The following is a 20,872-nucleotide window of genomic DNA, read 5'->3' on the forward strand; positions in this document are numbered from 1 at the left end:
CGCCATGTCGACGGCCGGAGGAACACTCGCACGGTATTTCGGCCTTCGCTTCCTGAGCAACGTGCTGCTCGTGTTCCTCGGCATCTTCCTGCTGGTCGCGCTGCTCGACTACATCGAGCTCATGCGTCGCGCGAGCGACCTCCCGCACGTCTCCCCGGTGCTGGTCGCCAAGACGTCGATCTTCCGCGTGCCGCAGATCACCGAGCGCATCATGCCGTTCTGCGTGCTGATCGGCGCGATGTCCTGCTACCTCGGCCTGTCGCGGCGGCTCGAACTCGTCATCGCCCGCGCCGCCGGCATGTCCGCCTGGCAATTCATCGCCCCGGCCCTCATCGTGGCGTTCCTGCTCGGGAGCGTCGCGACCACGATCTACAATCCCCTCTCCGCCCTGCTGCAGGAGCGGTCGAAGCGCTACGAGGCCGAGTTGTTCGGCAAAGGCGACGCCAGCGTGTCCGGCATCGGCGGCACCGGCAGCGCCTTCTGGCTCAGCCAGACTTCGCCCGACGGTCAGTCCATCATCAACGCGCAATCCACGCGCGAACAGGGCATCTATCTCAGTGGCGTGACCGCCTTCGTCTTCGACAAGGGGGGACATTTCCGCAGCCGGGTCGAAGCGCGCGAGGCGGTGCTCGAGCCCGGCGACTGGGTCCTGCACGACGCCAGCGTCTTCACCCTCAGTGAACCGCCGCGCAAGCAGTCGGACTATCGCCTGAAGACCAATCTGACGCCCGAGCAAGCGCGGGAAAGCTTCGCCACCCCGGAAACTGTGCCGTTCTGGGAGTTGCCACTGTATATCAAGATCGCCGAGCACGCTGGACTTGTCGCGGCAGGCTATAGATTGCAGTTCCAGAAGCTCCTGGCCCAGCCATTTCTGATGGCCGCCATGGTGCTTCTTGCCGCCGCCGTCAGTTTACGGTTCTTTCGCTTCGGCGGGGTACAAAAGATGGTTTTAAGTGGCGTGGCAGCTGGGTTTCTGCTTTATGTTCTCTCGAAAATGACTGACGATCTGAGCAGGGCCGAGCTGCTGAATCCAGCTTTGGCCGCGTGGTTGCCTGTGCTCGTGGGAGGCCTCACGGGCTTCGTTGCTTTGTTGTACCAGGAGGACGGCTGATGACGACGCCGGTTTGCGCTCGTCAGCCCGCGCTGCGTCGGCTTCGCCGCAGCGCAATGCGCTTTTTGGCTGTCCTCGCGCTGGTGGCGTGCGGCGGAGCGTTCGCGCTTGAGCCGGCGGCGGCGCAGTCCCTGGCATTCCCGCAGGCGCCCCCGCCCGTCAAAAAGAAAGACGTGCTCGATCAGCACGGCCAGAAGCAGATGCTCGTTCAGGCGAACGAGATCGACTACGACTACACCAACAAACGCGTTGCGGCCGTCGGCAACGTCCAGATCTACTACGGCGGCTCCACGCTCGAAGCCGACAAGGTCGTCTACGACCAGGCCACCAAGCGACTGCACGCCGAAGGCAACGTCCGCCTTACCGACGAGGACGGCAAGATCACCTACGGGCAGATCATGGATCTGTCCGACGATTACCGGAACGGCTTCGTCGACTCGCTCCGTCTCGACACGCCCGATCAGACGCGCATGGCCGCCGCGCGCGCCGAGCGCTCGAAGGGCAACTTCACCGTCTTCCACAATGGCGTCTACACCGCCTGTGCTCCTTGCAAGGACGATCCGACAAAGCCGCCGCTGTGGCAGGTGAAAGCGGCGCGGATCATCCACGACCAGAAGGAGCACATGATCTATTTCGAGGACGCCAGCATCGAGTTTTTCGGTACGTCGCTCATGTGGCTCCCCTACTTCTCGGCGCCGGATCCGACGGTGAAGCGCAAGACCGGCTTCCTGATCCCGTCCATCTCGTCGAGCTCGGTGTACGGCGCCGCCGTCGAAGTCCCCTACTACTGGGCCATGGCGCCGAACTACGACGCGACCGTCGCGCCGAAGGTCACGACCAAGCAGGGCCTGCTGATGCAGGGCGAGTTCCGCCAGCGTCTGCTCGACGGCGCCTATCAGATCCGCGGATCGGGCATCAACCAGCTCGACCCCGGCGCCTTCACCGCCGGCGCCGACCGGCCGTGGCGCGGCAGCCTGGAGAGCAACGGCCAGTTCGCGATCAACACCCAGTGGGTCTGGGGCTGGGACGCGGTCCTGCTGTCGGACAAGTATTATCTGAACGACTACAATCCGAGCCTGTCGGCGTATCGCCAGAATCCCGAGAGTCTGTCGGTCACGAGCGAAGGTGTTTCGCAGCTGTATCTGACCGGCGTCGGCAAGCGCAGCTATTTCGACGCGCGCACGATCTACTATCTCGGCTTCTCCGGCGCGGATCAGCAGACGCATATTCCGACCATCCATCCGGTGGTCGATTACGACTACACGGTCGATCACCCGGTTCTGGGCGGCGAGGTCAGTTTCAAAACCAACCTGACCAGCCTGTCGCGCAGCCAGGCCGACTTCGAGGCGATCAATAACGCCGCCTCGCTCGCCGGTACCTGCAACACCGCCGACCCGGCGGTGAACGCGTCGAACTGCGTGCTCCGCGGCATCCCGGGCGCCTATACGCGCTTCTCGGCGGAATCGCAGTGGCGGCGCAGCATCACCGACTCCTTCGGCCAGGTGTTCACGCCGTTCGTTTCGGTGCGCGCCGACGCCGCCTCGGTGCAGGTCAATAACGACCCGAACGTCTCCAACTTCATCCAGACCGGCGACAGCAATCTCGTTCGCGCGATGCCGACGGTTGGGCTCGAATACCGCTATCCGTTCATCAGCGTCCAGTCCTGGGGCACGCAGACCATCACCCCGATCGCCCAGGTCATCGCACGCCCCAACGAGCAGCAGATCAACCACTGGCCGAACGAAGACTCGCAGAGCTTCGTCTTCGACGCGAGCAACCTGTTCCGCGTCGACAAATTCGCGGGCTGGGACCGCGAGGAAGGCGGCGGCCGCGCGAACTACGGCCTGCAGTACTCCGCGCAGGTCAACAAGGCCGGCTCCTTCACCGCCCTGTTCGGCCAGTCGGCCCAGTTGTTCGGCGTGAACTCCTACGCCGCGACCGGCCCGGGCAACACCGGCCTCGACAGCGGCCTCGACCAGACCATGTCGGATTACGTCGGCAGCCTGTCCTATCAGCCTAACTCCGTCCTCACCTTCAGCTCCCGTTATCGCCTCGACCAGAAGACCTGGGACATGAAGCGGCTCGAGCTGGAAACCTCGCTCGCGTTCGACCGCTGGAATTTCAGCGTGCTGTACGGCGACTATGCGGCGCAGCCCGACATCGGCTTCCTCGACCGACGGCAGGGCGTTCTCGGCAGTGCCCAGATCAAGCTGACCTCGGACTGGGTGCTGTTCGGCGGCGCCCGCTACGACATCAATGCCGGCAAGTTCAACCAGACCAATGTGGGCCTCGGCTACATCGACGATTGCCTCATCTTGGCCTTGAATTACGTGACAGGATATTCCTACAGCGGCCCGACCGTCACGACGAACAACCAGATCATGCTGCAGCTGAGCTTGCGCACGCTGGGGAGCACCAACGTCAGTCAGACCGTTGGCACCTCGGGCACGTCGAGCTCGGGCGCCACGTTGCCGGGCCTGTAACAGCCGCGTGCCCCGACCGCCATGTGCCGGCCGGCCGCGTTGGAGATGGATGAGATGCCGCACATCGCTGTCATGCCGGGACTTCGCAACAGCCTTGCCGCCGCCGTGCTGACGCTCTGCGGCCTGATGCTGCCTGCCGTCGCCACCGCGCAGGTCGTCGTCGTCGCCAACGGCTCCCCGATCACCGAACTGGACATCGCCCAGCGATCGAAGCTGATGGCCGCGTCGACGCACAAGACGCCGGCACGGCAGGAGGTCATCCAGGATCTGATCGATGACCGCATCAAGATCGCCAAGGCGAAGATGTACACCATCGACATCACCGATGCCGATGTCGACAACACCTTCCAGACCATGGCGTCGCGTCAGCACCTCTCGCCGCAGCAGTTCTCGGAAGTGCTGATGCGCAGCGGCATTTACCCGCAGACGCTGAAGGCGCGCATCCGCGCCGAACTGGCCTGGAACCAGCTCATCCGCGGCAAATTCTCCGCATCGCTCGAGATCAACGACGTCGACGTGACAAAAGCGATGATGGAGAGCCACGAAGCGTCGACTGGCGTCGGCTACATCTACACGCTCTATCCGGTGATCGTTCTGGCGCCGCGCGGCAGCAGCGAGGGCTTCCTGAAATCGAAACTCCAGGAAGCCACGGAGCTGCGCAACCGTTTCGTATCGTGCGCGCAGGGGCTCGCGATGGCGCGCGGCATGCGCGACGTCGCGGTGCGCGAGCCGGTCACGCGCTCGTCCGCCGACCTTCCGGAGCAGTTCCGTCAACTGCTCGGTTCGATGGAGCTCGGACACCTGACGACGCCCGAGCCGACGAACCAGGGACTGCAGATGTTCGCGCTGTGCAACAAGCGCGAGAGCAGCTCCGACACTCCTGCCAAGAAGCAAGCGCGCGAGCAGATCTTCGCCAAGCGGTTCGAGATCGAATCGAAGAAGTACCTCGAAGAGATTCGCAAGCAGGCGATGATCGAGTACAAATCCAAATGAGCCACGCGGCCGGGCTCCCGCTGGCGTTGACGCTCGGCGAGCCGGCTGGCATCGGCCCCGATCTCACCCTGGCGGTCTGGCAGCGCCGCCGCGAGCTCGCAATACCGCCCTTCTACGTCATCGGCGATCCAGAGTTCCTCGCTGCCCGCGCGCGCGCGCTCGGCAACGATGTTCCGGTCAGGAGCGTGACGCCGCGGCAGGCGTCGAACGTCTTTTCATCCAGCCTGCCTGTCGTGCCGCTCGACGCGCGCATCACCGCCGCGCCGGGCCGGCCCGACGACAGCAGTGCCGCCGGAGCGATCGCCTCGATCGACCGCGCCGTCGCCGACGTGATGGCCGGCGAGGCCGGCGCCGTGGTGACCAATCCGATCGCCAAGAGCGTGCTCTACCGCGCCGGCTTCACCGATCCCGGCCACACCGAATACCTCGCGCGCTTGGCCGAGCGCGCCACCGGCCGCCCCGTGATGCCGGTGATGATGCTGTGGTCGCCCGAGCTCGCCGTGGTGCCGGTGACCATCCACATCCCGCTGAAGGACGTCATCGCGCAGCTCACGACGCGACTCATCGTCGACACCGGCCGCATCGTCGCCCGCGACATGGCGGCGCGCTTCGGCGTCGCGCGTCCGCGCCTTTCGGTCGCCGGCCTCAACCCGCATGCCGGCGAGGACGGCACCATCGGCCGCGAGGACGTCGAGATCGTCGCCCCCGCGGTTGCGGCATTGCGCGCCGAGGGCATCGACGCCCGCGGTCCCCTGCCGGCCGACACGATGTTTCACGCCGCCGCCCGCGCGACCTACGACGTGGCGCTGTGCATGTATCACGATCAGGCGCTGATCCCGATCAAGACGCTGGCCTTCGACCACGGCGTCAACGTCACCCTCGGCCTGCCCTTCGTGCGCACCTCCCCCGACCATGGCACGGCCTTCGATCTTGCCGGCACCGGTCGCGCCGACACGTCAAGTCTCGTCGCCGCGCTCAAGCTCGCAGCCCGGCTTTCGGCGCGGACCCCGGCCGCTGTAAACTAGCCGCATGGCCCAGATCGACGACCTGCCGCCGCTGCGCGAAGTCATCCGCCGCCACGACCTTTCGCCCAGGAAGTCGCTCGGGCAGAACTTCCTCTTCGATCTCAACCTTACCGCGCGCATCGCGCGCGCGGCCGAGCCGCTCGAGAACGTCACCGTCGTCGAGGTCGGTCCCGGCCCCGGCGGGCTGACGCGCGCTTTGCTCGCGCTCGGCGCCCGGCGCGTCGTGGCGGTCGAACGTGACGAGCGCGCGATGGCGGCGCTCGCCGAGATCGCCGCGCGTTACCCCGGCCGGCTCGATGTCGTCGCCGGCGACGCGCTGACCGTCGATCTCGGCGAACCGCTCGGACCCGAACGAGCGCGCATCGTCGCCAACCTCCCCTACAACATCGCCACCGCGCTCTTGGTGAAGTGGCTGACGGTCGAGCCGTGGCCGCCCTGGTACGATTCCATGGTGCTGATGTTCCAGCGCGAGGTCGCCGAGCGCATCGTCGCCAAGCCTGGCGGCAAGTCCTACGGGCGCCTCGCCGTGCTCGCCGGCTGGCGCACCGAGGCCAAGATCCTATTCGATGTCGCGCCATCGGCATTCGTGCCGCCGCCCAAGGTGACGTCGAGCGTGGTACGCCTGGTGCCGCGGCCCGTGCCGCTCCCTTGCGATGCGGCTCTGTTGCAGCGCGCGACCGAAGCGGCCTTCGGCCAACGCCGCAAGATGCTGCGCCAGAGCCTCAAGTCGCTTGGCGTCGATCCGATGCCGCTGCTGGAGGCCGCCGGCCTGGAGCCAACCGCGCGCGCCGAGGAGATTTCCGTCGAGGGCTTCGTTAATCTGGCCCGCGCGCTTGCACGCGAACCATGAGGGCTCGCCGATGACGAACACGCTCCGCGCCGCGGCCGTTCTCCTGATCCTCAGCGCCGTCACACCGGCCGTAGCGCAGTCCTACGATGCAACGCCGACGATGCAGGACGTCGATCCGGGCGTCGATCACACCGCGCTGAGCGAAAAGGTGCCCGACGAGTATCGCCGCGGCCCCGTCTTCTACCGGACCGAATATCCGCCGGGCACGATCATCGTGAACACCGCGGACCGCTTCCTTTACCTGATCCTCGGCAACAACGTCGCTTTGCGCTACGGCATCGGCGTCGGCCGCGACGGCTTCCAGTGGGGCGGCATCCACAAGATCAGCCGCAAGGCCGAATGGCCCGACTGGACGCCGCCGCCGGAGATGATCCAGCGCCAGCCCTATCTGCCGCGCTGGATGGCCGGCGGACCCGGCAATCCGCTCGGCGCCCGCGCGCTCTATATCGGCACCACGGTCTACCGCATCCACGGCACCAACGCGCCGGAGACGATCGGCCAGGCCGTGTCGTCAGGCTGCTTCCGCCTCGTGAATGACGACATCGTCGACCTGTACCAGCGCGTGCCGGTCGGCACCAAGGTCGTGGTGCAGCATCAATAGCGGCGCATCCGCCGCCGCTTAAGGCGTGATCTTCTTCAGATCGGCGAGCAGCCTCGACACAAAGCCCTCGAGATTGGGCATCTTCACCCGCTTCAGGCGCTCGGCGGTGAGAATGGCGCGCAGCCGCGCGAAGCTCTTGTCGAGATCGCGGTTGACCAAGATGTAGTCGTACTCGTTCCAGTGCAGAAATTCTTCGGCCGCGTTGCGCAGCCGCTCGGCGATGACGGCGTCGCTGTCCTCGGCGCGGCGAATGAGCCGCGATTTCAATTCCGCCGCAGACGGCGGCAGTACGAAGACGGTGACCACGTCGTCGCGCATCTTCTCGAGCAGTTGCCGCGTGCCTTGCCAGTCGATGTCGAACAGCACGTCGCGGCCCTCGGAGAGCGCCTTCTCAACCGGATCGCGCGGGGTGCCGTAGAAATTGCCGTGCACCTCCGCCCATTCCAGCAGATCGCCGCGATCGCGCATCGCCTCGAACTGGCGCCGCGCGACGAAATGATAATGCACGCCGTCGATCTCGCTCGGCCGGCGCGGCCGCGTCGTCGCCGAGACCGACAATTCCAGCTTGCCGGGATCGTCGATGTTCTCCTGCTCGAGCAGGTTGCGCGACAACGTCGTCTTGCCCGCGCCGGACGGCGAGGACAGCACCAGCATGATGCCGCGGCGCGTGATGTCGGCGTCGTCGCTCATTCGAGGTTCTGCACCTGCTCGCGGAACTGCTCGACCACGCTCTTCAACTGCAGGCCGATATTGGTCAGTTCGACGTCGTTGGCTTTCGCCGTCAGCGTATTCGATTCGCGGTTGAGCTCCTGCGCCAGGAAATCGAGCCGCCGTCCGGCCGGACCGCCCTCGGCGATCAGCTTGCGCACCTGCGCGACGTGCGACACGAGCCGATCCAGCTCCTCGCGGATGTCGGCCTTGGTCGCCAGCATGATCGCCTCCTGATAGAGGCGGTCGCTGTCGAACCGCTGCGAGGCCTCGATCAGGGCGGCGACCTGCGCGGCGAGCCGCGCCTTGATCGCCTCCGGCTTGCGGCCGGGCGCCGCCTCCGCCCGCGCCGTGAGCGCGGCGATCTCGTCGAGCCGCGTCGTCAGGAGTTGCCCGAGCGTATCGCCCTCGTGCTTGCGCATGGCGTCGAGATCTGCGAGCGCCTTGTCGAAGCCCTTGAGGATCGCCGCTTCGGCTTCGCGATGCTCGTCCTCGCGCTCGTCCTCCTCGGTCACCTCGATCACGCCCTTGAGGGCGAGAATGCCGTCGAGCGACGGCGCCGCGGCGTCGATCCTGCCGGTGAGCTGATTGAGCGTGGCGATCACCGCGTTGAGCACCGGCTCGTTGACCTTCACCGTCGGCGGCACGCCCTGCCGCGCGGCCGTGAGATTGCAGTAGACCGTGCCGCGCGACAGCGCCTGAGTCGCGCGCGTGCGCGCCGCCACCTCGACCGCGTCCCAGCCCGGCGGCAGGCGGAAGCGGATGTCGAGCCCTTTGGCGTTGACCGACTTGATCTCCCAGCTCCAGGCATAGGCGCCGACGACCCCATGGCCGCGAGCGAATCCGGTCATGCTCGACAGAGCCATGCGATCGTCTCTTCTCAAACAAAAAACTGAAATCGCGGCGACCTTAGCGGCGGCGCGCGGCGCTCACAAGCGCTAGTGCCGCACGGGATGCTTCGCGCGCGGCGCCGGCTTGTGCGCCGGCGCGGTGGGCGGTTCCAACACAGCAGCCGGATGCGCCGCCGGCGGATCGACGGCTGGCGTCGCCGCGGTGGCGGCGTTTTGCTCCAGCGCGCGCAATTTGGCGACGTTCTTCTGATGCAGCTCGTAGGTCTCGGCGAAGACGTGACCGCCGGTGCCGTCTGCGACAAAATAGAGATCCTTGGTGCGCGCCGGCTGCGCCACCGCCTCCAGCGACGCGCGCCCGGGATTGGCGATCGGACCGGGCGGCAGGCCGTCGATGACATAGGTGTTGTACGGCGTCGGCTGGTCTTTTTCGCTCTTGAGAATCGGATGGCCGAGCGAGCCCTTGCCGCCCACCAGGCCGTAGATGATTGTCGGGTCGGATTGCAGCCGCATGTGACGGCGCAGCCGGTTGACGAACACCGCGGCGACACGCGAGCGCTCATCCGGCCGGCCGGTTTCCTTCTCGACGATCGAGGCGAGCGTCACCAGTTCGACCGGGCTCTTGAGCGGCAATTCCGGATCGCGATGCTCCCAGATCTCCTGCACCGCGCGCTTGTCCGCCTGCTGCATGCGCTGGATGACCTGCTCGCGCGTGGTACCGCGCGTGAACTTGTAGGTCTCCGGCATGAGCGAGCCCTCGGCCGGAATCTCCTTGATCGGTCCGGTAAGGACAGTGTTTTCCTGCAGCCTGTCGACGATCTGCTCGGAGGTCAGGCCCTCGGCGACGGTCACCGCGTGCTGCACCACCTTGCCGTCGATCAGCGTGCCGATGACCTCGGCGACGCTGGAATGCGCCGGAAATTTATACTCGCCGTGCTTGAGATCGCCGCGCGCCTTAAGCACGACAACGCCGCCGACGAAGACGTAAGGCTGGTCGATGACGCCTTCGCGCACCAGCAGGTCGGAGATGTCGCGGGTGCCGAGCCCCTTCGGGATGTTGACGATCTTGTCCTGGGCGAGCGGACCGGGCGCCTCGAAGCGGTGGCGGCCGACGTAGAGCGTGGTGCCGATCGCGACGGCGACGACGATCAGGAAGGTGAAGAAGGCGCTGCCGACGACCACCAGCGGATGGCGCGCCCGCTTCGAGCGGCGCAGCGGCGGCGGCACGGGTTCGGGCTGCAGCGCGACCCGCGGGCTGCGCGGCAATGGCGGCTGACCGCCGTTCTGCGGCGCAGGCGAACGCGGCGGCACGTCGCTGGGCGAGCCCGTCACGCGCCCACTCCTTTGATCGCCACCGGCACGTTCACTGGCCGCATTCTCCCCGTGATGTCGGACGCCAGCCTCCGGGCCCGCCGCCCCCGGCGGCGCCCGCTCGCTTTCACCCTCGGCTCGCCGATGGCAGACCTGAAAATAGCAGAAGCTTCCGCAAGATAGGAATAATTATGGCGAAAGCAGGTGCGCGCGGCGCTTGTCCCCTGTGGACGGCTGGCGCGCGCCAAGATGGCGTTGCGCTCTATCAGCCGTTGTAGCGGCGGAAGATCAGCGAGGCGTTGGTGCCGCCGAAGCCGAACGAGTTCGACAGCGTTACGTCGATGTCGCGCTGGCGCGCCTTGTGTGGCACCAGGTCGATCGGCGTCTCGACCGAGGGGTTGTCGAGATTGATGGTCGGCGGCGCAACGCGGTCGCGGATGGCGAGGATGGAGAAGATCGCCTCGACCGCGCCGGCGGCGCCGAGCAGATGGCCGATGCACGACTTGGTCGAGGACATCGAGATCGTGCCGGCATTGTTGCCGACCAGCCGCTGCACCGCGCCGAGCTCGATCTCGTCGCCGAGCGGCGTCGAGGTGCCGTGCGCGTTGATGTAATCGAGATCGCCGGCGGCGATCCCGGCGCGCTTCATCGCCATGGTCATGCAGCGAAAGGCACCATCACCGTCCGGCGACGGCGCGGTGATGTGATAGGCGTCGCCCGACAGGCCATAGCCGATCACCTCGGCATAGATCCTGGCGCCGCGCGCCTTGGCATGCTCGAGCTCTTCGAGCACGACGCAGCCGGCGCCCTCGCCCATGACGAAGCCGTCGCGATCCTTGTCGTAAGGGCGCGAGGCGCGAGTCGGGTCGTCGTTGAAGTTGGTCGAGAGCGCGCGCAGAGCGGCAAAACCGGCCATCGCCATGCGGTTGACCGGAGATTCGGTGCCGCCGGCCACCATCACATCGGCATCGCCGAGCGCAACCAGGCGCGCGGCGTCGCCGATCGCATGCGCACCGGTGGAGCAGGCGGTCACGACCGCATGGTTCGGCCCCTTCAGACCGAAGGCGATCGAGACGAAGCCCGAGGCGAGGTTGATGATGCGGCCGGGAATGAAGAACGGCGACACCCGCCGCGGTCCCTTCTCGTGCAGATCGATGGCGGTCTTGGCAATGCCCTCGATGCCGCCGATGCCGGAACCGATCATGACGCCGGACGCGCACTGGTCTTCATGCGTCGTCGGACGCCAGCCGGCGTCGTCGAGCGCCTGTCTGGCCGCGCACATTGCGTAGACGATGAAGTCGTCGACCTTGCGCTGTTCCTTCGGCTCCATCCACTGGTCGGCGTTGAATGTGCCGTTCGAGCCGTCGCCGCGCGGGATCACGCAGGCGACCTTCGCGGCGATGTCGGAGACCTCGAACGTGTCGATCTTCTTGGCGCCGCTCTCGCCCTTGATCAGGCGCGACCATGTCGGTTCGACGCCGCACCCGAGCGGCGTGAGCATTCCCATTCCGGTGACGACAACGCGCCTCATGACCGGCTCCGCGCGAAAGCAGCCACGCACGCCATCAAGCTTGCGCGGCCGTTATTGATTCTGCTGCGCGCTTTGGGCGCGCAGCAGAAGGAACAAAGATGAAAAGCGAAACGAGCGGCCGCCTGCGACCTTCAGCTCTTCGCATTCTTTTCGAGAAATTTCACGGCGTCGCCGACGGTGAGAATCGTCTCCGCGGCATCGTCCGGAATTTCGCAGCCGAACTCTTCCTCGAACGCCATCACCAGCTCGACAGTGTCGAGACTGTCGGCGCCAAGGTCATCGATGAAGCTCGCCTGGTCCGTCACCTTGTCGGGCTCCACGCCCAGGTGCTCCACGACGATCTTCTTCACCCGCTCGGCTATATCACTCATCGTTCAACCTCTGCTTTTTCAGATTGGGCTGCGACCGAAGTCGGGACGCAGCCTTGGCGGTTTGACCTCGTCGTGGTGGACGGTGGTTGAGACGACTTCCGATCGCGGACATCTTCCAGCGACTTCCGCCATCGGCCGCCCCAGCCGGGCCGAATTTCGGTTACCACACTTCAATTCCGTTGACCAGCGTACGAGGGAGTGCCCCCGCAAGGCGGGGAAAACCCGATTCCTCCCTTAAATCATGGCCATACCGCCATTCACGTGAATGGTCTGACCGGTCACATAGGCAGCCTCGTCGGCGGCCAGATAGACCGCCGCGGCGGCAATATCCTGCGGCGTTCCCAGCCGAGCCATCGGCACGCGCGACATGATCGCCTCGCGCTGTTTCTCGTTGAGCTTGTCGGTCATCGCACTGACGATGATGCCGGGTGCGATGCAGTTGGCAGTTATGTTGCGCCGCGCATATTCGGCGGCGACCGACTTCATCATGCCCACCATGCCCGCTTTCGAGGCAGTGTAATTGCTCTGCCCCGGGTTGCCGGTGAAGCCGACCACGGAAGAAATGCCGATAATGCGGCCGAACCGGCGGCGCATCATGCGCGAAACGGCGGCGCGGCTGAGCCGGAACGTGGCGGTGAGGTTGACCGCGATAACCTTGTCCCAGTCCTCGTCCTTGAGCTGGACGAAGAGATTGTCGCGGTTGACGCCGGCATTGGCGACCAGGATGTCGACCTTCTGCAGCGCCTCTTCGGCGGCCGGAACCAGCGCCTCGACCTGATCCTTGTCGCCAAGATCGCAGGGTAGCACGTGCACGCGCGAACCCAGTTCGCCGGCCAGTTTGTCGAGAACCTCGCGCCGGGTTCCGGAAATGGCGACGGTCGCGCCCTGCGCGTGCAATGCACGCGCGATCGCCTCGCCGATGGCGCCCGTCGCGCCTGTGACGAGGGCGCCCTTGCCGGTCAGATCGAACATGTCCAGGTCTCCCCCGCTCGCGATCAGTTCTTCGCGGCCTTGAATGCGGCGACGTCGTCCGGCGTGCCGATGGCGGTTCCGATGGCACCGTCGGCGATGCGCTTGACGAGGCCGCTCAGCACCTTGCCGGCGCCGATTTCATAAAATTTGCTGACGCCCTGCGCGGCCATATAGGCGACCGACTCGCGCCAGCGCACTGTGCCGGTCACCTGCGCCACCAGCGCCTTGACGATCTCCGCCGGATCCTTGAGCGCGCTCGCCCTCACATTCGAGACGACCGGCACGACCGGCGCCATGACGTGCACCTTCGATAAAGCCTCGGCCATCACCTCGGCGGCGGGCGCCATCAGCGCGCAATGGAAGGGAGCGGACACCGGCAGCAGCATCGCACGTTTGGCGCCCTTGCCCTTGGCGATCTCGACCGCGCGTTCGACCGCCGCCTTGTTGCCGGAGACGACCACCTGGCCGCCGCCATTGTCATTCGCCGCCTGGCAGACCTCGCCCTGCGCCGCTTCGGCCGCCACGGCGACCGCCGCGTCATAGTCGAGCCCGAGCAGAGCCGCCATGGCGCCGACGCCGACCGGCACCGCCTTCTGCATCGCCTGCCCGCGTGTGCGCAAAAGACGCGCCGCGTCGGCGACGCTGAACGTGCCGGCCGCGGCCAGCGCCGAATATTCTCCGAGCGAATGGCCGGCAACGAAGGCGGCATCACGGGCGAGGCTAAGTCCGGCCTCGGCCTCAAGCACGCGCATAACGGCGAGCGACACCGCCATCAGCGCCGGTTGTGCGTTCTCGGTCAGGGTTAGCTTGTCCTGCGGGCCTTCGAAGATCGTCGTGCTCAGGCTTTCACCGAGGGCCGCGTCCACCTCGGCGAACACCGCCTTGGCCGGCGCGAAGGCGTCGGCAAGCGCCTTGCCCATGCCCACCGTCTGACTGCCCTGCCCGGGAAATACAAACGCGACCGCCATGCCTGTCCTTACCGTCTGCCACTATGTGGGGAAATCGGGGCGGAAAGACACTGCGCTCACCCCGCTGTCAAGCGGACAGGGGTATTCGGTAACCAGACAACAAGACTCTCCCGCTTAATCTTATACTTCCGGTTGAAGAGGAATTGTCATGAGCGAGCTGGCGACGGAGGCGGATCTGGCGCGCGCGCGCACAGATCCCGAATTCCGCCGCCGGATCATGGCGCAAAGCTTGGAAATCCTGATTGCCGCCCTGCACCGTGCCCGCCGAGGGTCCTACCGGCCGGAAACCGTCCGTCAGATTAAGGAAGGCACAGACCTGGCGGTGGAACTGGCCGATCGGCTCCAGCACATCTACACGGGTGGCGGCCCGCAGGCGGCCTGAACCGACCAGAGCCGCCGCCTTGCATTCGCCCGAAAAACCCCTATAACCCGCGCACTCCATCGACTTTGGTTGGGAGCTGAACGGACGGCTGGAAACATGACCTTCGGTCATGAAGCCGGTAGGGCGAAAGCCCGGCGTCCCGTGTTCCCGCCTTCAGAGCATTCGAGCCTTTCCCGAAGGGCTCGAGGGGCTAGGCGCCAGGGTCGAGGTTCATGGGCAAGACAAGGAAAGGCACCTCATGCCCCTCTACGAGCACGTATTTCTGGCGCGCCAGGATCTCAGCGCCCAGCAGGTCGAAGACCTCACCAAGCAATTCTCCGACGTCATCGGCGGCCTCGGCGGCAAGGTCACCAAGAACGAGTATTGGGGCCTGAAGTCCCTCACCTACCGCATCAACAAGAACCGCAAGGCGCACATGACGCTCATCAACGTCGATGCGCCGTCCGCCGCCGTCACCGAGATCGAGCGCCAGGAGCGCCTCTCCGAAGACGTCCTGCGCTATTTGACCATCCGCGTCGACGAGCTCGAGGAAGGCCCCTCGGCGATGATGCGCAAGTCGGATCGCGACCGCGACGAGCGCGGTGACCGTGGTGATCGCGGCGGCCGCTTCGGCGACCGCGAGCGCAGCTTCGGCGATCGTGACCGCGGCGAGCGCCGCCCGCGCCGCGACGACGACGCCGCCACCGGTTCGGAGGAATAAGCAATGGCATTCGCAGCACAGGGCGGCGCGCGCCGCCCGTTTTTCCGCCGCCGCAAGACCTGCCCGTTCTCGGGCGCGAATGCGCCGAAGATCGACTACAAGGACGTGAAGCTGTTGCAGCGTTACGTCTCCGAGCGCGGCAAGATCGTGCCAAGCCGCATCACCGCGGTGTCGGCCAAGAAGCAGCGTGAGCTGGCGCAGGCGATCAAGCGTTCGCGCTTCCTCGGCCTGCTGCCTTACGTCATTCGCTGATCCGCTCTGCGGATCGAACGAATAGCCTCATCCTTCGAGACGCGGGCTGACGCCCGCTCCTCGGGATGAGGCGAGAAACGAGGCTTCCGGGATCGGCCCGGGCGCCGATGGTTGGGGCGGACATCTGATCCGCCTCTAACCGCTCACCAGAGCGGGACAGCTCGTGATGATGCAATTTGGACTCATCGGAATTGGTGCGGGCGCCGCGGCAGCTTTGCTGTTCGCTTCGGTGGCGTCCGGCTCGTTCCTGTCCATCATCCTCTTTTATCTGGCACCGCTGCCGGTGATGATCGCCGGGCTGGGCTGGAGCCATTGGGCCGCCCTGCTCGCGGCGCTGACCGCCACGCTCGCGGTGGCCGTGCTGTTCGGCGGCGTCTCCGTCGTCGCCTTCGTCGCCGGCATCGCCGTGCCTGCCTGGTGGCTCAGCTACCTCGCGATGCTCGGGCGCCCCGTGCCGGCCATTACTAATGGCGCGCCGGAAGCCGGGATCGAGTGGTACCCGCCCGGGCGCCTGGTGCTGTGGGCGGCCCTGCTCGGCGTGCTGCTCGTGCTCGTCGCCATCCCGAATTTCGGCCTCGACGCCGCGAGCCTCCGCACCCACTTGTCCGACGCGCTGTCGAGCATGCTGCAGGTCAAAACGGGCGCGGCCGACGCTCAGGCAGCCGCCCGGGGCAAGCGGTTGGTCGAGTTCATGGTTGCCGTGGTACCGCCGGCTGCGGCGGTCGCGGCCACCGTCACCAACGTCATCAACCTCTGGCTCGCCGGCCGCGTCGTGAAATTCTCCGGACGCCTGCCGCGCCCGTGGCCCGACCTCCCGGCGATGACCTTTCCGCCGCTCGCCGCCGCCGCGCTGGCGGTGGCGCTCGCCGTCAGTTTTGCCGGCGGCATGGCCGGCATCGTCGCCGGCGTCGCCACCGCGGCGCTGGTCATGGCTTACGGCATCCTCGGCTTCGCCGTGCTGCATGCCATCACCCGCGGGCAGCCGAGCCGGGCGTTCCTCATCGGCGGCATCTACGCCTCGGTCCTCGTCTTCGGCTGGCCGGTGCTGATGCTCAGCCTGCTCGGGCTCGCCGACACGGTTTTCCATCTACGTGCGCGTGTCGCGCGGCGGCGCGGCACGCTTGTTTGAAATGCTTAGAGACAACCTGAACAGTCAGAAGGAGTAAGGACCATGGAAGTGATTTTGTTGCAGCGCGTCGGCAAGCTCGGCCAGATGGGCGAGACCGTGCGCGTGAAGGACGGCTTCGCCCGCAATTTCCTGTTGCCGCGCGGCCAGGCATTGCGCGCCACCGCCGAGAACAAGAAGAAGTTCGAAGGCATGCGCGCCGACCTCGAGCAGCGCAATCTCGAGGCCAAGGGCGATGCCGGCAAGCTGGCGTCGAAGGTTGACGGCAAGAGCTTCATCGTGCTGCGTCAGGCCAGCGAATCCGGCCAGTTGTTCGGCTCGGTGACGACTCGCGACATCGCGCGCCTGATCGCCGAGGACGGCGCCGGGATCGCCAAGGGCCAGGTCGCCATCAATGCGCCGATCAAGTCGATCGGCCAGTACAAGGTGCCGATCGCGCTGCATCCGGAGATCGAGGTGTCGGTGACCGTGATCGTCGCCCGCAGCGCCGACGAGGCCGAGCGCATCAAGCGCGGCGAAAACGTCACCATCCGCCGCACCGACGAGGAAGAAGAGGCCGCGGCGGCTGCCGCCAATGCCGAGACCTTCTTCGAGCAGCCGGAGGCCGGCGAAGGCGAGGAAGCCGCCGCCGGGGCGGTCGAGGAAACGAGCGAGAAATAAGCGTCGCGGGGACGCTGGACCGGCTCGGCCGGTCCGGCGTCGCCCCTTCAGCCGCGCGCGGCCGCCCTGGCAATGGCGGCGGACTTGGGGTGTGCGGCCTGCCCGCTGTCTTTCTTGTCCTTGTCGGATTTCTTGTCGGCCGGCTTCTCCGCCGGCTTGTCGCCGGATTTCTCCTCCGGCTTTTTCTCTTTCTTTTCTTCCGGCTTGGCCGGCTTGGCGTCCTTCTTCTTGTCGTCAGCCTTGCGCTTGCCCTTTGCCGGCTTCCGGTCAGCCGCCGCGGGGCTGCCGCCCACCGAATTCAGATAGGCCGTGATCGCCGCGGCCGCTTCGCGGCTCGCCGTGTAGTGCTCGCGCAGAAAGCTCTCGACCCCGCCGAACGGCCCGCCGACGTTGCGGTTGAGGCTCTGTGCCGATTTGTGACAGATCGCGCAGTCTGCCGCGTAAAGCTGGGCGCCGGTCTTGCCGGCATCGAAGTTGTCCTGCGCCAGGGCCGCATCGGCGAAGGCCAGAGCGGCCCACAGTCCGGCGCCCGCCAGAACGAAACGCATCCATTTTGTCATATGTCTCTAGTCCCTTACCGCGCCTTCGGCGCTGCCCGCTGCATCCGGTCCCACGCATTTCTCTAGCGCAAGCCTGGCCGTCCGTCAGGGGCATTGCTGATCGCCCCGAAGTTTGTTCAAATATCATGGTTGAACGAAATTGTGGCCGGTACGTTACGGCCACGGGCGACGGGTGGCTTCTGATTTAGTGTCGGTATCGTGTGATGGAGGCGGCCGATGGAGCGGTTGCTTCAAGTGCTGTTGGGCACTTTTCTGCGGCGGGGCGACTTCACGCTGACCACGTCGCGCGGGAAGACATTCAGGTTCGGTGACGGCACCGGTACCCCGGTTGCGGTGCGGCTCACGTCGCCCTCGGCCGAGTGGGGCCTCATTCTCGATCCAGAGCTCAAATTCGGCGAAGCCTATATGGACGGCACGCTCGTCGTCGAACAGGGTTCGATCGCCGACGTGCTCGCCGTCGCCCTCGGACAAAAGTCGGAATTGCCGCAATGGTCGCGGCCGCAGTGGATCCTGCGCTACCTCGCGCGCCGCCTCGTGCAGTTCAATCCGCGCAAGCGCTCGCGCCGCAACGTCGCGCATCACTACGATCTCGATGGCCAGCTTTATTCGCTCTTCCTCGACGCAGACCGGCAATACAGCTGCGCCTATTTCGAAACGCCGGACGCGTCGCTGGACGACGCGCAGCTCGCCAAGAAACGGCATCTCGCCGCCAAGCTCCTGCTCGCACGCGGCAAGCGCGTGCTCGACATCGGGTGCGGCTGGGGCGGTCTCGGCCTCTATCTCGCCGAGATGACCGGCGCCGACGTGACCGGCGTCACGCTGTCGCAGGAGCAGTACGGCATCGCCAATTCCCGCGCCGCCGAGAGGGGCCTCGGCGACCGCACCCGATTCAACCTGCAGGACTATCGCGACGTCAAAGGCCCGTTCGACCGCATCGTCTCGGTCGGCATGTTCGAGCATGTCGGCGTCGGCCACTACCGCGAGTTCTTCCGCAAGACCGCCGACCTGCTTGCCGACGACGGCGTGATGGTGCTGCATTCCATCTGCCGCTCGGAGGGGCCCGGCATCACCAATCCGTGGATCGGCAAATATATCTTCCCCGGCGGCTACATCCCCGCCCTCTCCGAGGTCCTGCCGTACATCGAGAAGGCCGGCCTGCTCGTCACCGACATCGAAATCCTGCGCCTGCATTACGCCGAGACGCTGAAGGCCTGGCGCGAGCGCTTCCTCGCCCATCGCGAGGACGCCGAGCGCATCTACGACCGGCGCTTCGTGCGCATGTGGGAGTTCTATCTCGCGGCCTCCGAAATGTCGTTCCGCGAGCAGAACATGATGAACTTCCAGATCCAGATCACCAAGCGGCAGGGCGTCACGCCGATGACCCGCGATTACATCGGCCGCGAGGAGCAGCGCTTGCGCGCCAGCGAGGGCCGCAGCCAGGCCCCGCTGCGGCTGGCGGGCGAGTAACCGGCTTTCCCCGCCCCGCTCTGGGGAGAGCACTCACCTCTCCACTGTCATGGCCGGGCTTGTCCCGGCCATCTCGCTAAGGGCGGGCACGGCGGTGCCTTCCTTATCGGGGTCCCCGGGACAGGCCCGGGGACGACAATGAGTTAGCGGGCTGTCTTCATAACGATATCGAGCAATCTCGCACCGTCGCACGCGCCGGTGACGCCGCACGCGCCTCGCCGTCAAGCGCCGTCTTTCTTCTCCCGGTGACTAGCGTGGATAAGACTCGCGAACTGCCGTATGCGATGGCGCCGCGCCCACGCGGGCACTAGTTGTTAATGCCTCCGCGGGGCAGTCGCCTTAACCGCGGTCGATCTTTCAGTAGCCCGCCGCGTTCATCGATCGCGTTTGCAGCGCAGTATCGAATCACCACCTTTTTGCCTTCGAAAGCTCGTATCCATTCCCATGGCTCCGCTCGAATCAGTCGCCCGCAAGCCGCTCGAGGCCCCCGGCCCGAGCTATCGCACTGCTCCGCACAATATCGAGGCGGAACAGGCGCTGCTCGGCGCCATCCTTGTCAACAACGAGGCGCTCTACCGGGTGTCCGACTTCCTCGAGCCGGAACACTTCTTCGAGCCGATCCACCAGCGCATCTTCCAGCTCTCGCGCGAACTGATCCGCGCCGGCAAGCTGGCGACGCCGGTGACCCTGAAGACCTTCCTCGACGCCGCCATCGACATCGGCGGCATGACGGTCAACCAGTATCTTGCCCGCCTCGCCGCCGAGGCGACGACGATCATCAACGCCTCGGATTACGGCCGCACGGTCTACGACCTGTTCATCCGCCGCTCTCTGATCCTGGTCGGCGAGGACATGGTCAACGTCGCTTACGACGCGCCGGTCGACTTTTCGCCCAAGAACCAGATCGAGGACGCCGAGCGCAGGCTCTACGACCTCGCGGAATCAGGACGTTACGACGGCGGCTTCCAGCGCTTCTCGAACGCGCTGACGACCGCCATCGACATGGCGGCGCATGCCTTCCAGCGCGACGGCAAGCTCTCCGGCATCGCCACCGGGCTCGACGACCTCGACCGCATGATGGGCGGGCTTCAGCCCTCCGACCTGATCGTGCTCGCCGGCCGCCCGGGCATGGGCAAGACCTCGCTCGTCACCAACATCGCCTACAACGTCGCCAAGGCCTGGCAGGGCGAGCTGAAACCCGATGGCCACCAGACCACCGTCAACGGCGGTATCGTCGGCTTCTTCTCGCTGGAAATGTCGGCCGAGCAGCTCGCCACCCGTATCATCTCCGAGCAGACGGAAATCCCGTCGAACCAGATCCGCCGCGGCAACATCAGCGAAGCCGACTTCGAGAAGATCAAGGACTACTCGGTCGAATTGCAGAACCTGCCGCTCTATGTCGACGAAACCGGCGGCATTTCGGTGGCGCAGCTCGCCGCCCGCGCGCGACGGCTCAAGCGCCAGCGCGGCCTCGACCTCATTGTCATCGACTACCTGCAACTTCTCTCCGGCTCGACCAAGCGCTCGAACGAGAACCGCGTGCAGGAGATCACCGAGATCACCACCAAGCTCAAGGCGTTGGCCAAGGAGCTCAACACGCCGGTCATCGCGCTGTCGCAGCTCTCGCGTCAGGTGGAAAGCCGCGACGACAAGCATCCGCAGCTCTCGGACTTGCGTGAATCGGGGTCGATCGAGCAGGACGCCGACGTGGTGCTCTTCGTCTACCGCGAGGAGTACTACCACGTGATGCGCAAGCCGCTGGAAAGCGACCGCGAGAAGTTCGCGCAGTGGCTCGCCGACGCCGACAAGGTCGGCGGCAAGGCGGAAGTGATCATCGCCAAGCAGCGCCACGGCCCCACCGGCACGGTCGAGCTGCAGTTCGACGGCTCGATCACCAAGTTCTCCAACCTCGCGGCGAGCGACCACCTGCCCGCGCGCTTCGGCGAGTGATGC

Annotated in this window: 21 protein-coding genes; 13 read left to right on the plus strand and 8 right to left on the minus strand. The window is 66.0% G+C overall.

Going from position 1 to position 20,872, the window contains the following annotated elements:
- Positions 1–4 precede the first annotated feature (4 nt).
- Genes lptG through VGV41_RS09515 form a run of 6 tightly spaced genes read left to right on the plus strand, consistent with a single transcriptional unit; the run spans position 5 to position 7,063 of the window.
- Positions 5–1,111, plus strand: coding sequence for an LPS export ABC transporter permease LptG (lptG, locus tag VGV41_RS09490; protein ID WP_326863562.1), 1,107 nt, complete (start codon positions 5–7; stop codon positions 1,109–1,111).
- A complete protein-coding gene (locus VGV41_RS09495) occupies positions 1,111–3,594 on the plus strand; it encodes an LPS-assembly protein LptD (RefSeq protein ID WP_326863563.1) in 2,484 nt (827 codons plus the stop codon). Before lptG ends, VGV41_RS09495 begins: the two co-directional genes overlap by 1 nt.
- A gap of 54 nt (positions 3,595–3,648) precedes the next feature.
- On the plus strand, positions 3,649–4,587 hold the full coding sequence (locus VGV41_RS09500; protein ID WP_326863564.1) for a SurA N-terminal domain-containing protein: 939 nt from the start codon (positions 3,649–3,651) through the stop codon (positions 4,585–4,587).
- Entirely contained in the window at positions 4,584–5,612 is a 1,029-nt protein-coding gene (pdxA, locus tag VGV41_RS09505; RefSeq protein ID WP_326863565.1) for a 4-hydroxythreonine-4-phosphate dehydrogenase PdxA, read from the plus strand. The genes VGV41_RS09500 and pdxA overlap by 4 nt, the downstream gene beginning before the upstream one ends.
- Positions 5,613–5,616: 4 nt before the next feature.
- Positions 5,617–6,462: a 16S rRNA (adenine(1518)-N(6)/adenine(1519)-N(6))-dimethyltransferase RsmA gene (gene rsmA / locus VGV41_RS09510; RefSeq protein ID WP_326863566.1), complete on the plus strand. Its 846-nt coding sequence runs from the start codon at positions 5,617–5,619 to the stop codon at positions 6,460–6,462.
- A 10-nt stretch (positions 6,463–6,472) separates the two neighbouring features.
- On the plus strand, positions 6,473–7,063 hold the full coding sequence (locus VGV41_RS09515) for a L,D-transpeptidase (protein WP_326863567.1): 591 nt from the start codon (positions 6,473–6,475) through the stop codon (positions 7,061–7,063).
- An 18-nt stretch (positions 7,064–7,081) separates the two neighbouring features.
- Here VGV41_RS09515 and gmk read toward each other — a convergent pair whose 3' ends face one another.
- From gmk to fabD, 7 genes are all read right to left on the minus strand, one after another.
- Positions 7,082–7,753: a guanylate kinase gene (gene gmk, locus VGV41_RS09520; protein WP_326863568.1), complete on the minus strand. Its 672-nt coding sequence runs from the start codon at positions 7,751–7,753 to the stop codon at positions 7,082–7,084.
- On the minus strand, positions 7,750–8,637 hold the full coding sequence (locus VGV41_RS09525) for a YicC/YloC family endoribonuclease (protein ID WP_326863569.1): 888 nt from the start codon (positions 8,635–8,637) through the stop codon (positions 7,750–7,752). Before VGV41_RS09525 ends, gmk begins: the two co-directional genes overlap by 4 nt.
- A 72-nt stretch (positions 8,638–8,709) precedes the next feature.
- On the minus strand, positions 8,710–9,951 hold the full coding sequence (gene mltG / locus VGV41_RS09530) for an endolytic transglycosylase MltG (RefSeq protein ID WP_326863570.1): 1,242 nt from the start codon (positions 9,949–9,951) through the stop codon (positions 8,710–8,712).
- Between the two features lie 244 nt (positions 9,952–10,195).
- Positions 10,196–11,461, minus strand: a complete 1,266-nt coding sequence (gene fabF / locus VGV41_RS09535) for a beta-ketoacyl-ACP synthase II (RefSeq protein ID WP_326863571.1) — start codon at positions 11,459–11,461, stop codon at positions 10,196–10,198.
- A gap of 131 nt (positions 11,462–11,592) precedes the next feature.
- On the minus strand, positions 11,593–11,832 hold the full coding sequence (locus VGV41_RS09540; protein WP_326863572.1) for an acyl carrier protein: 240 nt from the start codon (positions 11,830–11,832) through the stop codon (positions 11,593–11,595).
- Positions 11,833–12,066: 234 nt separating this feature from the next.
- The gene (gene fabG / locus VGV41_RS09545; protein ID WP_326863573.1) at positions 12,067–12,804 is read right to left on the minus strand and encodes a 3-oxoacyl-[acyl-carrier-protein] reductase; all 738 of its coding nucleotides are present in this window, start codon (positions 12,802–12,804) and stop codon (positions 12,067–12,069) included.
- Positions 12,805–12,827: 23 nt separating this feature from the next.
- Positions 12,828–13,772 (minus strand): ACP S-malonyltransferase, encoded by a 945-nt coding sequence (gene fabD, locus VGV41_RS09550; protein ID WP_326863574.1) that lies wholly within the window; start codon positions 13,770–13,772, stop codon positions 12,828–12,830.
- Positions 13,773–13,920: 148 nt separating this feature from the next.
- On the opposite strand from fabD, the gene VGV41_RS09555 reads away from it, so the two are divergent.
- From VGV41_RS09555 to rplI, 5 genes are all read left to right on the plus strand, one after another.
- The gene (locus VGV41_RS09555; RefSeq protein WP_326863575.1) at positions 13,921–14,154 is read left to right on the plus strand and encodes a hypothetical protein; all 234 of its coding nucleotides are present in this window, start codon (positions 13,921–13,923) and stop codon (positions 14,152–14,154) included.
- Between the two features lie 238 nt (positions 14,155–14,392).
- A complete protein-coding gene (gene rpsF / locus VGV41_RS09560; protein WP_326863576.1) occupies positions 14,393–14,854 on the plus strand; it encodes a 30S ribosomal protein S6 in 462 nt (153 codons plus the stop codon).
- A gap of 3 nt (positions 14,855–14,857) precedes the next feature.
- Positions 14,858–15,106: a 30S ribosomal protein S18 gene (gene rpsR / locus VGV41_RS09565; protein ID WP_326863577.1), complete on the plus strand. Its 249-nt coding sequence runs from the start codon at positions 14,858–14,860 to the stop codon at positions 15,104–15,106.
- Positions 15,107–15,272: 166 nt separating this feature from the next.
- On the plus strand, positions 15,273–16,235 hold the full coding sequence (locus VGV41_RS09570) for a hypothetical protein (protein ID WP_326863578.1): 963 nt from the start codon (positions 15,273–15,275) through the stop codon (positions 16,233–16,235).
- 42 nt (positions 16,236–16,277) lie between these two features.
- Complete coding sequence (rplI, locus tag VGV41_RS09575; protein WP_326863579.1) at positions 16,278–16,892, plus strand: 50S ribosomal protein L9; 615 nt, start codon at positions 16,278–16,280, stop codon at positions 16,890–16,892.
- 47 nt (positions 16,893–16,939) lie between these two features.
- Here the strand turns inward: rplI and VGV41_RS09580 are convergent, their stop codons facing one another.
- Positions 16,940–17,440, minus strand: coding sequence for a hypothetical protein (locus tag VGV41_RS09580; protein WP_326863580.1), 501 nt, complete (start codon positions 17,438–17,440; stop codon positions 16,940–16,942).
- Between the two features lie 228 nt (positions 17,441–17,668).
- On the opposite strand from VGV41_RS09580, the gene VGV41_RS09585 reads away from it, so the two are divergent.
- Positions 17,669–18,919, plus strand: a complete 1,251-nt coding sequence (locus VGV41_RS09585) for a cyclopropane-fatty-acyl-phospholipid synthase family protein (RefSeq protein WP_326863581.1) — start codon at positions 17,669–17,671, stop codon at positions 18,917–18,919.
- A 444-nt stretch (positions 18,920–19,363) separates the two neighbouring features.
- Entirely contained in the window at positions 19,364–20,869 is a 1,506-nt protein-coding gene (locus tag VGV41_RS09590; RefSeq protein ID WP_326863582.1) for a replicative DNA helicase, read from the plus strand.
- Positions 20,870–20,872 lie beyond the last annotated feature (3 nt).

Source organism: Pseudolabrys sp. (assembly GCF_035943735.1).
Taxonomy (GTDB): domain Bacteria; phylum Pseudomonadota; class Alphaproteobacteria; order Rhizobiales; family Xanthobacteraceae; genus Pseudolabrys.